This is a genomic window from Bifidobacterium favimelis, from assembly GCF_037963085.1.
Lineage (GTDB): Bacteria > Actinomycetota > Actinomycetes > Actinomycetales > Bifidobacteriaceae > Bombiscardovia > Bombiscardovia favimelis.
This window is the reverse complement of the sequence record NZ_JBANDZ010000001.1, coordinates 788,446-803,150: the sequence shown is the minus strand read 5'-3', so window position 1 is coordinate 803,150 and position 14,705 is coordinate 788,446. Positions and strand designations below refer to the sequence as shown.

The 14,705-nt window shown below is 63.3% G+C and carries 11 protein-coding genes and 1 tRNA gene; 2 read left to right on the top strand and 10 right to left on the bottom strand.

Annotation, left to right across the window (positions count from 1 at the left end; translation table 11 throughout):
- The first annotated feature begins 439 nt into the window (after window positions 1-439).
- Complete coding sequence (locus V6584_RS03275) at window positions 440-1,105, top strand: YPYG domain-containing protein (RefSeq protein ID WP_340469008.1); 666 nt, start codon at window positions 440-442, stop codon at window positions 1,103-1,105.
- A 162-nt stretch (window positions 1,106-1,267) separates the two neighbouring features.
- On the opposite strand, the gene V6584_RS03270 is transcribed toward V6584_RS03275, so the two are convergent.
- Window positions 1,268-1,344 (bottom strand) — tRNA-Arg (locus V6584_RS03270).
- 375 nt (window positions 1,345-1,719) lie between these two features.
- Here V6584_RS03270 and V6584_RS03265 point away from each other — a divergent pair.
- Entirely contained in the window at window positions 1,720-2,400 is a 681-nt protein-coding gene (locus V6584_RS03265; protein WP_340469007.1) for a hypothetical protein, read from the top strand.
- A 69-nt stretch (window positions 2,401-2,469) separates the two neighbouring features.
- Here the strand turns inward: V6584_RS03265 and V6584_RS03260 are convergent, their stop codons facing one another.
- The 9 genes from V6584_RS03260 to V6584_RS03220 all read right to left on the bottom strand — a co-directional run bounded on the left by V6584_RS03260 (window position 2,470) and on the right by V6584_RS03220 (window position 14,670).
- A complete protein-coding gene (locus V6584_RS03260; RefSeq protein ID WP_340469719.1) occupies window positions 2,470-3,228 on the bottom strand; it encodes a TlyA family RNA methyltransferase in 759 nt (252 codons plus the stop codon).
- 89 nt (window positions 3,229-3,317) lie between these two features.
- The gene (locus tag V6584_RS03255) at window positions 3,318-3,524 is read right to left on the bottom strand and encodes a hypothetical protein (protein ID WP_340469006.1); all 207 of its coding nucleotides are present in this window, start codon (window positions 3,522-3,524) and stop codon (window positions 3,318-3,320) included.
- A gap of 46 nt (window positions 3,525-3,570) precedes the next feature.
- Entirely contained in the window at window positions 3,571-4,632 is a 1,062-nt protein-coding gene (locus V6584_RS03250) for an HAD-IIA family hydrolase (protein WP_340469005.1), read from the bottom strand.
- On the bottom strand, window positions 4,629-6,932 hold the full coding sequence (locus tag V6584_RS03245) for a helicase (protein ID WP_340469004.1): 2,304 nt from the start codon (window positions 6,930-6,932) through the stop codon (window positions 4,629-4,631). The genes V6584_RS03250 and V6584_RS03245 overlap by 4 nt, the downstream gene beginning before the upstream one ends.
- Window positions 6,933-6,993: 61 nt before the next feature.
- A complete protein-coding gene (gene tyrS, locus V6584_RS03240; protein WP_340469003.1) occupies window positions 6,994-8,319 on the bottom strand; it encodes a tyrosine--tRNA ligase in 1,326 nt (441 codons plus the stop codon).
- A gap of 85 nt (window positions 8,320-8,404) precedes the next feature.
- A complete protein-coding gene (locus tag V6584_RS03235) occupies window positions 8,405-11,452 on the bottom strand; it encodes a beta-galactosidase (RefSeq protein ID WP_340469001.1) in 3,048 nt (1,015 codons plus the stop codon).
- 65 nt (window positions 11,453-11,517) lie between these two features.
- Window positions 11,518-12,375, bottom strand: coding sequence for a carbohydrate ABC transporter permease (locus V6584_RS03230; protein WP_340468999.1), 858 nt, complete (start codon window positions 12,373-12,375; stop codon window positions 11,518-11,520).
- On the bottom strand, window positions 12,372-13,292 hold the full coding sequence (locus V6584_RS03225; protein ID WP_340468998.1) for a carbohydrate ABC transporter permease: 921 nt from the start codon (window positions 13,290-13,292) through the stop codon (window positions 12,372-12,374). Before V6584_RS03225 ends, V6584_RS03230 begins: the two co-directional genes overlap by 4 nt.
- Before the next feature lie 109 nt (window positions 13,293-13,401).
- Window positions 13,402-14,670, bottom strand: a complete 1,269-nt coding sequence (locus tag V6584_RS03220; RefSeq protein WP_340468997.1) for an ABC transporter substrate-binding protein — start codon at window positions 14,668-14,670, stop codon at window positions 13,402-13,404.
- Window positions 14,671-14,705: the final 35 nt, after the last annotated feature.

Sequence of the window (14,705 nt, the reverse complement as noted above, 5' to 3'; positions counted from 1 at the left end):
TGCTCTTCGAGATGGACCGCGGAGGATGTCAGCCGCAAAGGCGCACAGGAGAAGCCGCCCTGAGGAAGAACCTGCCTGCAGTGACGGGAGAGCTGCGGCACCGTCAGATACCCCGCGTTTTCGCCATCCGGCCAGGCATCGATGACAGGGCTCACCAGCATGTCTGCCCGGCCCAGGCCCTGAAGCGAGAAGGCAGCAAGCAGCACCAGGCAGACGATATCTGCGACCGGATAGGCTACGAAGACGTATATCAGGGTGAAAGCGACCACAGGCTTCCGGCCATCACCGTCACCCTTCTTGCCCATAGCCGCAGAACTACAAGAAGAGACCGAGACATCACCGTCATTTCTGACTTCCACAGACACTTCAACGGTTGACATGTCCTCCTGATAAAGTGGCGCGAGTCATAGATGACCTACGGAACAAAGGAGATTGAAGCATGAAGAGGGGCATCGCTGCTCTGGTCGCCGTGGCGGCCTTGTCGGTGGGGTTGTCGGCCTGCGGGGGAAGCTCCTCGACGAGTTCGAGTCCTGTATCTTCCTCAACTCCTACGGTGGTTCATAGTCCAAATAAAACAGCGCCGCAGAATCCGAATAAAAAGGAATTCGACCTGAAGACACTGGTCGGGCAGAAATGGTCCGACGCTTCCGCGAAACTGACCGCCAACGAGTGGATGCCAACCGATTACGTCATCAAAACCGACGACGGGAAAATGGTGTTTGCAAAAAGCAACTGGACCGTCACCGCAATCAGCGACGACCCCAAACCGATCATCTCCTTGAGGCACGACACCAGCACTCCCCAACCGTCGTCCGCGACACCAGCCGATCCGAGGAAATCCGCATTGGAACAGAAGCTGAGCCCTGCGGCCGCATTGGGCGCATGCAGGCAATACGGCAAGCGACAATACCCCTACGGGTTCAAGACCCACGACATCCTCGGCGTCATACAGGACTTCACACCCAAGGATGACAACACATGGTTCTACAAGGCGACCGCTGACGTGACCAACCAGTATGGAGCCAAAGCGAAAGGCCTTACCTACGAATGTACGGTCACTGGGACAACCGAGGCGCCACAAGTGGTTGGGTTCAACGTGTACTGAGTGGTCTCTTATCAAGGCCCCGCTTCGGCGGGGCTTTTCTTTTGCCGGGGGGGGGATCCCGATTGCAATAAGATATATATTTAGTATACATTTCCGGAGGCGATGGCTCTCGGCTGGGTAAAAGAAAAGCCCCGCAGCCTTTGTGGCTGTAGGGCTTTCGTGTGGTGCGCCAGACAGGATTCGAACCTGCAACCTGCTGATCCGTAGTCAGCTGCTCTAATCCATTGGGCTACTGGCGCGCATCATCTCAACGTTTTCCACGTTTTGACAACTCATCTATGATATCTCATCATCCGTCTGTGTCCACTCCGGTGTGTCGTTCAGCATCCACCGATGCCGACTCCGGGAGACCAGTCGAAGGTCCACATCCCGCACCCAATCCACTTTTCCACATATACCGTGGCCCCCTCCCCAGCCTCCCCAGGGCGATATACGATGGCACAAAGGGTTCCGGAGGACCTGATGCGAAAGTCAAAGCCGGGGTCCACCGACCGCAGTGCAGCGGGGGAAGGTCGGACCAGGTGAGTCATGGACAGACGAACAGCAGCAGCTGGATAGGGAATCGAGGGATGGCAACAAGGGATAACGACTAACAAAAGGTTCCGTACAACACAATGGTGAATCTCACTCTCGTCAACGGGGGAATCGTTGAGCCTGGGACATATGGGAGCATCGTCATACGCGGCGATGCCAGGATACTGCCGGGCGTGCGCTTCTCGGTACTCGACATAGAAGGCAGGGTGGTCTGCTCCGATCTTGAAGGAGTGGCTCTCCGCTTGAAAGGGGATCTGTACGCCGCCCGGGGCACGCTCAGGCTGTCACGGATCAGCGGAAGCGGGCGGATCATCGGAGCCTGCTCCATTCAACTTGAAACCCTGCACTTCAAGGGGTTGATCAGGGGGACGCATTCCTTGACCGCCTTGGAGGAGATCCTTTTCATCGGCCTTATGGAGCACATCCACAGCATCGGTTCGCGTCAGGTCGACATCCACGGTGTGGTGAAGGCGGACAGGATCATTGGGACCTCAATCCGCATACGGGCCCTCCACCCCAAACGGGTGGCTCCGCACGACGTGATATGGATGAATCAGAACAGCCGGGTCGAACTGATTCAGTGCGCCGACCTCCTGGCTGAACGTCTGGAAGGACTGACCCTCATGGCTGACCAGGTGACCCTGATGGAGAACAGCCTGATCACGGAACTGATCTGCAGGACCCAATTGACCACCGATCGGCACTCCGCCGCCGTCCTCGTCAAGGGCGGCTGCAAGCGGCGGCATATAGCCCCTTCTTGAACCACCGGGGGCCTGGACCGGTCCATGAAGTCCCGAAGGACCCGGGGCGGCATTCCGCCGGGAAGGCTGTCAGACGCGGTGAAAGCCCAGCCACAGGAGGTATTCCACGTTCCCATGGACCCCCTTGATGGGCGAGACGGCGACCCCTCGGACGGTGAAACCTGATTCCATGGCACAGTCGCAGACCCGGTCCAGGGCCTGCCTTCGCTCCCTCTCATCCTTGACGATGCCATGATGGCCAAGGTGCTCCCTGCCTACCTCGAACTGGGGTTTCACCAGGAGGAGGCATTCGGTCTCGGCGGCAATCAGAGCCGGCAGGACAGGAATCACATAGGTCAGGGAGATGAAGGAGACATCAGAAACGACATAGTCCGGCCGATAGGGCAGATCTTCCGGCCCGACCTGGCGGATGTTCACCCCGCTCATCTCGACCACCCTCGGGTCCTCAGCCAGGCGGTCAATCAGCTGTCCGTGGCCCACATCCAGGGCTATGACCCTGCTGGCCCCCCGACGAAGGAGCACGTCGGTGAAACCGCCGGTCGAGGCGCCGATATCCAGACAGGACCTCCCCATCGGACCCGGCAATCCACTGCCGGTGAAGGCCTCCAGGGCACCAAGGAGCTTGAGGGCCCCACGGGAGGCATAGTCTTCACCCCGGCTGACGGCCAGGGAATCATCAGGTCCGACCTGGGCCGACGGTTTTGTGCAAACACGACCGCGGAGACTGACGGAACCCCCTTTTATCAGGGCCTGGGCCCGGGACCGGGTAGCGGCCAGCCCCCTTGCCACCAGCTCCTGGTCCAGACGGCGGAAGGTCCCGGGAGCCATGGAGCGGGAAACCCCGTACAGGTCATGGGAGGACCCGTCCCAACCACGGCCGGCCTGGGTGGATGCCGGGTTCTGAGTCATCTTGCCACTCATGCCTTGAACCGGTCGAGCTCCTGGTTGAGGTCCTGAAGGATCTGCTTGAACAGCTCCACCTGCTCTCCTGGTTCCATGCCATCCAAGTCCGCCAACTGGGGGTAAGAGTTCACAAGGGACTCTATAGCCGTATCCCGGCTTGCCTTGTCATCATCAGCCGCCTGGTCGAGCCGGCTTCCCCCATCTGGGTTCTCAATCGGCATCTGCCTTCACCCCTCCCTAGGTCGGCCGCTTATATGCTACAGACCCCTATTTGAGGTCCGTATCAAGTCCTGAAAGATCCAACTTACCGACATTCCCGCCCTGGTCGGCGTAATCCCAGGCTGCGCAGATGACGGCCCTGGCCTGATCCAGGCCATCGCCCTCGCAGTCTTCGCGAGCGCAGGGCCAGGTCCGGATCCCGCCATCACTCACCAAGGCCCGACAACCCCCGCAGACCCAGGATCCATCAGTCTGACGGTTGACGGCAGGCTGCCGTTCGGTCAGGCCAAGCAGGTCCCTGGCTATGTAGGTGGGTCTCTGGACGGGAATGGCCCTGGCTGCCGTCTCGAGGGTGTCCACACCCGTCAGGACCAAAAGGGAATCGTAACCTCCCCTGTTGGCCGCCTCGATGTCGGTGTCCAAACGGTCCCCGACCGGCAGGCAGTCGGATCGGCTTATGGAGTCCGGCCCCTTGGACAGTATCTGCCGGGCCTCATCGTACATGGCGGACTCGGGCTTGCCGGCCGAGTCCTCAGGGTTCTTCCCCGTGGCCTTGATGACCGGAAGGAGCATGGATCCGTTGCCGGGGGCCATGCCGCCCTCCCTGGGGAGGGTCATGTCACGGTTGGTGACGAAATAGCGGGCACCCCCCTCTATGGCGTAGGCGGCCTGAGCCAGGTCCGCCCAGGACAGACCGGGATACCAGGCCTGGAGGACGGCATCGGGCTTCTCGTCCGCTCGCCTTACAACCTTCATCCCATTGGCCTCCACCTGGTCGCCCAGGTGGGAGGATCCGATGACCAGGATTCTTGCCCCCTCCCCCAGGTGCTCCCTGACCATTCGGGCGGCGACGATTGCCGAGGTGATGATGGAAGTCTCATCCACATCCAGGCCGAACCCACGCAGCTGGTCAGCCACCTCACTGGGATAACGGGAGGCGTTGTTGGTGGTGTACGACATGGTCATGCCCTGGCCTTCCGCCAGGGATATCCCCCGGGCGGCGTTTTCTACCGGTTCGGCCCCCCGGTAGACGACCCCGTCCAGGTCCAGGAGGGCCAGACCATATTGCCTGGCCAGGGGTACCTCGCAACCCTTGAGGAAGTGGGTCATGCCCGGCTGTCCTCCTCCTCGGAAGGCCCCTCCTTGGCGGAGGACTGCCCATCGGGCACCCTGCCCTCTTCACCGCCGTCAGCCGGCTCCTCGCCCACTGGCACCTGAGCCGTCTGCCCCGTGGCGGAGGGCCCTTCTTGGATACGCCCCTCTGAGGTCTGCCGGAGCTTGTCAGGACCATCGTCGACCGTCTGCTCTGTCTGGGTGGATTCAGTCACCTCGGAGGTTTCGCTCCCATCCGACCCATCTGAACCATCCGACCCCTCCGAATCATCCGACCCATTTGAATCATCCGACCCGTCAGACCCGTCATGTGATTCGGAAGAGTCCCCCTGCGGGTCCTCCACCCCGGCATCGCCGGGGTGCTCTTCGCCGGTTTCACCGTCACCGTCACCGTCATCGTCACCGGCATCGTCACCGGCATCGGCATCGGCATCGGCATCGGCATCGACGGGAATCGACAGCTGATCCAACATGGCATTGTCGAGGTGCTCCAGGTCGTAGTCGATGATGACCTCCTGGGGCTCCTCATCCTCGTCGTCCTGGTCGGCGTACTCCGCCTCCAGCTTGTCGAGGAGGGGTTCCAGGTCGGCGGATTCCTCACCGCGCCCCGCCTCCTCCAGGAAGTTCTGTTCGGCTTGGACGGCCCGCATCCTGTAGTCCCCGCTCAGACCCCGGGCGTGGACCAGGGCGTCGACGGTCTCGATGGCCTTGTCCCACAAGCCCAGGTCACCCAGGGCCCCGGCGTAGACGAGGAACATCTCGACCTTGGACTCTCCGGTCAGCTGACGCGCCTCATCACTGGTGGCCTCCTCGATGGCCTTCCGGGGGTTGCCCAGGCCCCGCTCACAGTCCGCGATGAAGGGGAGATAGTCCGTATACCCGTTCATCCGATACGCTGTGCGGAACTCCTTGAGGGCCAGTTTGTAGTCCCCCTGCCTATAGGCCACCAGGGCCAGGGTCTCCCGTGCCAGATCGATGCGGGAAGCCTGGCGGGCGGCCCACTTGGCGTGTTCGAGGGCGGCCGGCGGGTCGCTCTCCTCCAGGGCGTAGGCGGCCAGGACATGCAGGCCTATGTTCTCAGCGTGCTCCTTGCTCAGCCCCCTTAGGCGTTCCTTCTCGTCCTTGGAGAGCATGGACCAGTCCAACCCCTTGGGCATCTTGGGCTCACCGGGCCTGCGGTCCGTGTACGGGTTCTGTGAAGGGTAGGAGATGGTCCCGTCGGAATTGCGACGGGCCTTGTCGTAGTAGGTGTTGGTGTGGTCGCGGTGGTAGTTGCCCCTGTCATGGCCCTGCGAGCGGTCCCGCTGGCCCCCATAGGAATGGTTGCGGTCATCGTGCCGATAACCGGAATGGCCACGGTATCCTTCCCCGCCGCCACGGCGGTCCTGCCAACCGCCCCTGCGCTCTTCTGAGCCGTCACGGCCGGTTTCACGCCCGAAGGGGCGGTTCCCGTCATGACGGTCATCCCTCCCCTGGCCCTGCTGACGGAAGGGCGGACGATTCCTGTCCCTGCGATCGCCACCCTCGTTGCGGTCACGGCGGTACCCGCCGCTGCCGCCGGATCGCCGGCCGTCATGGCCGTAGCCCCCCCTGCGGTCATCGCGGCCGTAGCCGCCGCGCCCGCCGTCATGGTTGTAGCCGTTGCGACGGTCATCGCCCTGGTACCGGCTGCGACCGTCTTCATGGTCACGGCGGCGGGGCCCGCGGTCCTCACCTGTGCCCCGCCCATTGAAGTGATCGTCATAGCGGTCACGACGGTCTCCATGGTCGGAATGCCAGGGACCGGAGCCTGAGTCACGTCTGAAACCGCCGTGGCCTCCGAACCGCCGGTCCGAACGACCCCCGCGGTCCTCGGAAGGCCGGCCTCTGAATCCACCCCGGCGGTCATCCTGGCGCGAGTATCGACGGCCCCCCTGGTTGTCCTGCGACCTCCCGTCACGGTCACCGTAACCCTTGTGGAAGCCTGCGCGATTGCCGCCATTGCCGCGGAATCCCCCTCGGTGGTCATCGTGGCGGTATCCGTCACCCTGGCCCTGCCGGTGGTCCGACCGGTAACCGCCCTGACGGCCTTCGCCCTCCTGGCCCTGCCGGTGGTCGTCATAGGACCGATGGAAGCCGCCTGACCGGCGCGGACCGCCTCCGTTGTGACGGAACCCGCCTTCATGACCGCCTTCACGGGAGCCATGCCCCTTGAAGCCGCCCCTGCCACCTGACCGCCCCTGGGAACCGCCCCTGCCGCGGTATCCCGAATGAGGGCCCTTGTGGGCACCCTGAGCGTGATTATGTTCTTCTGCCATCTTCGTCCTTGTTCTCATGGTTGCACCCCGAGTGGGTGCGCCGTCTCAATCCTGACAGGTCTTACGCGCGACGTTCCAAAACGCCCAATGCCTTCTTCCCCCTGCGCAGCAGGGCGAACCGCCCATGCAGGAAGTCCTTGTCAGCCAGGACCGCTTCCTGGTCGGCCACCCTCGTGTTGTTCAGGTAGACCCCGCCGGAATTCACGGTCTTTCGTGCCTCGGAGACGGATTTGAAGAGCCCGGCCTTCACGCCGGCCTCGACCACCCTGTCTCCTGCTGCGGCGGCGGCGAAGGTCATGCCCCCCTGTCCGTCATCGATCTTCAACCCCTCCAGGGCCCCTTCCAGCACGTCCTCGTCCAGGTCGTCCAGGTTGCCCCCCCTGCCGAAGAGGGACCCCGAAGCATCGATGGCCCCCTGTGCGGCCCTCTCGCCATGGACGTAGCTCGTGACCTCCCAAGCCAGAGCCTTCTGGGCCTCGCGGGCGCCGGGATCGGTCTTCACCTCTTCCTCCAGACGCTCCACCTCGGCCTTGGGAAGGAAGGTGAAGGTCTTCAGAAGCTTGATCACCTGGTCGTCAGGCTGGTTGAACCAGAACTGGTAGAAGCGGTAGGGGCTGAACATGGCCGGGTCCAGCCAGACGGCGTTGCCCTCCGACTTGCCGAACTTCTTGCCCTGGGAGTCCGTGATCAGGGGGCTGGTCATCACATTGACGTTCACCCCGCGCACCTTGCGGATCAGATCCAGACCGCTGGTGAGGTTCCCCCACTGATCGTTGCCGCCAAGTTGTAGGCGGCAGTCATAACGGTCGAAGAGCTCGAGGAAGTCATTGCCCTGGAGCACCTGGTAGCTGAACTCGGCAAAGGAGATCCCCTCCTCCGAGTTCAGCCTGCGGGCCACGATGTCCTTGGAAAGCATGGTCCCCATGCGGAAGTTCTTGCCCACGTCACGCAGGAAGTCGATGGCCGTCATGGACCCGGTCCACTCGTAATTATTGATGAAACGCACCGGATTGCCGCCCTGTGCCGGCAGGAAGCGGCCGATCTGCGCAGCCAGACGGCTTGTCCACTCCTCCACCACGTTCCGGGGGTTCAAGGTCCTCTCCCCCGACTGCCTGGGGTCACCTATCAGGCCGGTCGCCCCCCCGACAAGGGCCAGGGGGTGGTGACCTGCCGCCTGAAGGTGCCTCATGCTGATCAACTGGACCAGGTTGCCCACGTGGAGTGAGGGGGCGGTGGGGTCGAAGCCGCAGTAATAAGTGACCGGTTCACCGTCCAATGTCTTCTCCAGCTCGGTCTCATCCGTGCTTTGTGCGATGAGACCGCGCCACTTGAGCTCGTCGAAGAGCGAGTCAAAGCCCGCTTCCTTGAAATCAGTGACCTTGGCCATGAAAGGCAACTCCCTGCATGTAATATCGGTGGGACGGTTAACCTTTATATTTTGTCAGACAACCTCGACACTGAAACCCTGTAACTCACCGGTCGACGGGACCGCCTACAAGGATGGCGTCCAGGCTTCCCCCGGCCGGCCCGGTGGCCTCCAGATAGAGCCTGAGGTCCCCCTGCCCGTCCGGGACGACCAGGTAATCCCCACGGCCGCCGCCCGTGCTGAATCCCTCCACCCCGGGCATGACCAGGCGGCCCAGGCAGAGGTGGTCCGTGAAGGCGGTGGCCATGAGCCCCTGGCCCTGTAACCGGACCACGGTCCCGTCCGCTCCGGGGCCGTGCACCATGCGGCGGGAGGGGACCAGGAGACATGCCCCCACTCCCGTTTCCACCTTCAGAGGTGGTTTGGCGGACGCATAGGATGCAGATGGAAGCGAGGCGCCCAGCCTGTCCAGGCTGCAGGAGCGCATGGTCCATCCGGAGAGTTCGTGGCCGGTGAGGAGTTGCATCCGCCCGGTGGCCTCCCCCCATTCCCGGTGGACGGCGGCTTCCAGTCTGTCCCCATCGTGAAGGCCGCCCAGGCCCAGGTAGGGCTGAAGGGGGGTCATGGTCCCCACAGGCCTGCCGTTCACGCGGACCTCGACCCGGCAACCGCCATCCTGGATGTGCAGGGCCGCCACAAGGGCCGTCTGTCCCTTCTGCCCCTCCGAGCCGGACAGGGACCGCCCCCACCCGGCGTGGAATATCTTGGCATAGGTCACCGTCTGCGGCCAGACCGGCAGGGACCAGGAACCGAAGGGACATCTCGGCTGTGGAAGCGACCCCACCCATGGACGCACCCCATCGGCCCTGGCAGGGCACTCGACCCCGGTGACCAGCCAGCCCCGGTCGAAGTCCCTGCGGGAGGTCACGGCCATCCCGCCGACGGGCCCTCCGATGGAGTCGAGCGTCAATACGGGCAGGCGGCCGTCTTCAAAGTTGGCCCTCCCCCAGACCCTGGCGGTAACTGTCACGCGGGTGGCCCCCTCCCCCTTTCCGGGGTCCTCCGCAGGGGTCTGGACAGTGTCCCGGGCGCTGCCTTCCGCCCCGTGGACGGAATCCAGGGGGAACCAGTCGTACCCGCCCCTGCAGACCTTCCAGGCCGTCCGCCTGTCCCCACAGGTCACTGAGACGAGATCGGCAGCCCCTTTCACCAGGATCCCATCCACCTCCTCGGAAGGGCAGGGGGAGGTGGAGATGCAGCACACCGAACCCGGGTTGGTCGCGCAGGTGGCCCACACCCCGCCCTCATTCCGGTCACATGCCTCCTCAGGAGACCAGGGCATATGGGAGGGCAGCACGTCGAAGTCCTCCAGGGGCCGTCCCTGCCGGCCCCCGACCAAGCAATCCCCCTCCTGACTCCCCCTGGTTTCTTCCGCCTCCTTCAAGGTGACGACCAGGGTGTGCAGAGGTTTCCGCCCCCCCAAGAGGTCCGGTCCGCCGCCATCGCCCTCCAGAGGCGAAGATGGAGCGGAAGGGCCCAGGAGGAAGACACGGCTGGCCGACCCCGCCTTCCCCTTGGTCAGGGTGAGGTAGGGACCGACCCTCCCGGTGAGGATTCCGTCCTTGGTTTTGGATGCCTTCCGCCCGGCCGCACCTATGGCAGGGTCGAAAAGCTCCCCTCCTGGTCCGAATTTCAGCGCGCACCAGAGGGGGGTCTCGTCTCCAGGGCAGGAGGACAGTTCCAGTCTGACGCACCCCTGCGAATAAGTCAGGCCGGTGAGCTCCCCCGAGGAGGCTGCCAGGGTGACCCCGGCAGACGGTCCGTCCGGCCCCACCTGCCCGGGTCCGGTCCCGACCGCGAGGGGGAGGTCCCTCACCAGCATCTGCGTCTGCCCCGGGGGCAGGATGGTTTCAGGAAGGCCTTCCGGCTGGATGCCGGGAAAACTGTGTGGCCGGTCCCCCAGGTTGCTGGCCGTGACCAGGCGGCCGCCCCCCGCCAGACGGAGCCCCTCCAGGGAACAATGATCGTCAGGTGGATGACCCGGGTCCTGGCCTTCCACGGCCTGTCCAGCAGCCAGGCGCCATCCCAGCGCCCTGATGATGGAGGTCAGGCGGCGGGCCTGGACACCGTCCTGCCTGACCCTGCCCACGGTGTCTATGACACCGCCGAAGTCATAATCGGGGCTCATGAAGGCCTCCGGATCACCCCAGTTCAAGACCGAGGCCCTGCCGCCGAAGTTCCACCCGGACACTTGCAGGTAGGGCCCGGCGAAACGGACGCCCCCGCCGATCAACCGCTTCAGGGTCCGATGTTTCCTGTTGGTCTCCGTGACTATGAACGGGGACCGCATCCTTTCGAAAGCCCGCCTGTAATATGCCACCTGAGCCTCGACGTCGGTGGAGCCGTCATCCGGGTAAAGATTGACGGCAGGCAGGATGTCCCCATCCCGGCCGACAGCCCGGGCCAAGTCCCCCTGGCCGGCACAGGCGACGATCGGGACGGACACCCCCCTCCGCCGGAGCATGGAGGCCAGGGCGCCCAGGTAGGCATCGGGGTCGGCGCAGGGGAAGAAGTCCAGTTCATTATCCACCTGAACCAGCAGGACGGTGCCCCCCTGCCCATACTGGCGGGTGGCCAGAATGGGGCCCACCCTGTCGAACCAGGAGGAGACGGCCTCCAGGAAGGCGGGGTCGTCCTGCCGCAGGTGCAGGTCGGGATCGGCGGCCACCCAGGACGGCAGCCCTCCCCCATCATGCTCAGAACAGATGTAAGGGCCGGGCCGGGCCAGGACGAAGAGCCCGATCTCCGCCGCCAGGTCGAGGAAGGCGCCGATGTCGTTCTCCTCCGAGAAGTCCCAACGCCCTGGAGCGGTCTCGTAGACGTTCCAGGGCAGATAGACGTCGATGGCCTGATACCCCAGGGACTTCACGGCTTCCATCCTCCCCCTCCACTGGCTGCGGGCCAGGCGGAAGGGGAAGAGGGATGCACATAGGACGACCCGGGGCTCCCCGTCGATGAGGAGGAGGCCGTCATTGCAGGAGACGGGCCTGGCCCGGCTCTCGCGACCGGCAGGGCCCGCCCACTTCGGCTCCGCCAGTGGGACCCTGCAGGGGCTTTGGCCTGCCGCCTCCCTCTCTCTTGTCGCTTCAGCCATGTTCACAAAGCCCTCCTTGCGGACCCTTGCCTGGTGATGTCATCGGGATGCCTGCCCGCAAGCGCCTATTTGATGCCAGCGCTGCCGCCCATCATCCCGCTCTCATAGAGGTACTTCTGTGAGAAGTAGTAGACCAGGAGGACCGGGATGATCAGTATCAGGGACCCCACCATGATCATGTTCCAGGGCGGGGTCTGGGCCCCGCTTCCGGTGGCCGACAGCACCTGGAGGCCCAGGGCCAGAGGCATTTTCTCCTCGTCGTTGATGTAGAGGAGGGGTCCGAAGAAGCTGCCCCAGTTGGCCGAGAAGGTGAAGACGGCCACTGCGGCCAGAACGGGGGTCATCATCGGGAGGATGATCCTGCGGAAGATGCCGAAGTAGCCAAGGCCGTCGATCTCGGCGGCCTCATCCAGCTCCGTAGGTATGCGGGTGATGAACTGCCTCATCAGGAAGACGTTGTAGGCGTTGGCGAAGAGGTTGGGTACGATCAGCGGCAGGAGGGTGTTCACCCAGCCCAGGGTCCTGAAGAGGATGAACTGGGGGATCATAAGCACCTGGCCGGGGATCATCATCGTGGACAGGACGATCAGGAAGAGGAGGTTCTTGCCCGGCGCCCTCAGCCTGGCGAACCCGTAAGAGACCAGTGCACTGGAGAGGGTCATGAAGATGCAGTCGGGTATGACGATGACAAGGGAGTTGAGGATGAACCTTCCTATGGGCAGACCCGAGTTGAAGACCCTGGCGAAGTTCTCCAGATGCCACTCGGTGGGCAGGAAGGTGAAATCCATGGCGTTGGTGGTCTGATCGGATGAAAGGGCGATGGATACCACGAAGATCAAGGGGGCGCAAAGGAGGGCGGAGACGACGGTCAGGATGGCGTAGCGCCTGGCCATGGCCCAGTTGCCCATCGTTTTCACGTTCACTTTCTGACCTCCGACTCGTAGAAGACCCAGGCGCTCGAAGACTTGAGGACCAGACCGGACAGGATCATGATGATGACGAAGAGGATCCATGCCAGGGCCGAGGCATACCCCATCTGGAAGTTCTTGAAGGCCGTGTTGTATATGTAGGGGACCATCATCTGGCTGGCGTTGTCAGGGCCGCCCCCCGTCAGGATGTAGACCTGGTCGAAGACCTGGAAGGCCCCGATGATCCCGGTCACCAGATTGAAGAAGAGGATGGGGGTGACCATGGGGAAGGTGATGTTCCAGAACTGCCTGTAATGGTCGGCCCCGTCGAGCTCGGCCGCCTCATAGAGCTCACGCGGCACCCCGTTGATGGCGGAAATCAGGAGGATGGTCCCCCCTCCCACCTGCCAGAGGGAGAGGAGGATGATGGCCGGAATCACCCAATTGGCGTCGAGGAGCCAGGCGGGCCCTTTGATGCCGAAGATGCTCAGCAGGGCGTTGATCGGGCCGTCCTCGGGCTTGAGCAACCACTTGAAAATCAGGCCCGCCGCCACCAGGGGGACCAGGGAGGGCAGGTAGATGATGGTCCTGAAGGCCTTCTTCCCGCGGAAATCGTTGGCCAGGAGATTGGACAGGTAGAGGGCCAGGAGGAGGGATACGGGGACGGAGACGGCCGCATAGTAGAAGGTGTGACCAAGGACCTTCCAGAAGAGGGGGTCCTTGGTGAAGGCCCGCACGTAATTGGCCAGCCCCACAAGGTGGGGTGACTGGAAGGAATCCCAGTCCGTGAAGGAGAGGAAGAGCGATGAGATCATGGGTATGGCCGTGAAGACCACGAAGCCGATGATCCAGGGCGACACACATAGGTAGAAGGCCATCGCCTCCCTCGTCCTGCGTTTCATGCCCTGCCAGGGCCATCGAATCCTGTTCATGCCATCCTCCTGTCTTCACATCACCCACGGGTCCGAAACCGGACCCGCCCGCCCCGGCCTGCCTGGGGAGGGCAGGCCGGATCTTCGAACCGGGACCCTTAGACCTGAATCAGCCCAAGGCCCCTTGAAGGGTCTTCTGCACCTTGTCCAGCCCGTCTTTCACCGACTGCTTGCCATTCCAGGTCTGTGCCATGCCGTCCGTAAAGGCCTGGGTGATCTGGTTCCACTGGGGGACCAGGGGGGGTGCGTAGACCATGTCGATCGACTTGGAGAAGACCGTCAGGTCCAGATCGTTCTTGTTCCAGGAAGCCTTGACGAAGGAGTCGTCCTTGGCCGCCTCGACATTGGCGGGGACGTCCAGGGCGTGCTGGGCGATCGGCCTCTGCCCCTCCTTGGAGGAGAGGAAGAGGACCAGCTTGATGGCCTCCTCCTTGTGCTTGCTCTTGGAGGACACGGCCAGGGCGTTGGAGAACATGGGGACGGCTTTCTTCTTGCCGTGCCACATGGGGGCTATCCCCCAATTGAACTTGGCGTCCTTGAGGGCGGCTATGTTCCAGAAGCCCGTGACCTCCATGGCCAGCTTCCCCTTGGCGAAGAGGGGGTCGGCCCCCGTGTCCGTGATCTGCTGGGGGGTGGGGGCCACCTTGTCCTTCCACATGAGGTCGTGGTAGAAGGTTAGCGCCTCGACGTTGGCCGGGTCGTTGGCGATGGGCTTGCCCGCCGAATCGACCACCCCTCCCCCGTTCTGATACATCCAGGTCATGTACCATGCCCACCAGTCGCCCTCGCAGTAGCCCCAGACATCGGTCTTGTCACCGCTGCGCTTGGTCAGCTTGACGGCGGCATTGTGGAAGTCCTGCCAGGACCAGTCGGCGCTGGGGTACTTGAGACCGGCGGCATCGAACATGTCCTTGTTGTAATAGACCACACCGGGGGCGGATCGGTCGGGGGCCCCATAGAGATTGCCCTTGTATGAGTAGGCCTTTGCATTGGCCTCCCCGAAACGCTGGGCGGGGTCGACCCCTGCCTTCTTGAAGTGGGGGGTCAGGTTCTCCAGCTGCCCCCTGCTGGAGTAGGCGTTGATGTTCTCGGCCATCTCTAGGATGTCGGGGGCCGTCCCGCCCGAGAACATTGTCTGGATCTTGGTGTCGTAATCCTTGGCGATGTACTGGGCCTTGACCTTGATGTCCGGGTACTTCTTGGCGGCCAGGGCCAGACGGTCGTTCATGACGGTCTTGTCGATGTCGCCTCCCCAGAAGGTCAGAGTGAGCTCATCGGAGGCGGAGGGGTTCCCACAGGCGGCCATCGAGGCCACCAACCCGCCTGCCGCCACCAGCGAGAGGCAGGCGCGCATCATCTTTTTCACTCCGATTTCCATGTCACATACTCCTTCTTTGTATGTCTCTTCTCAGA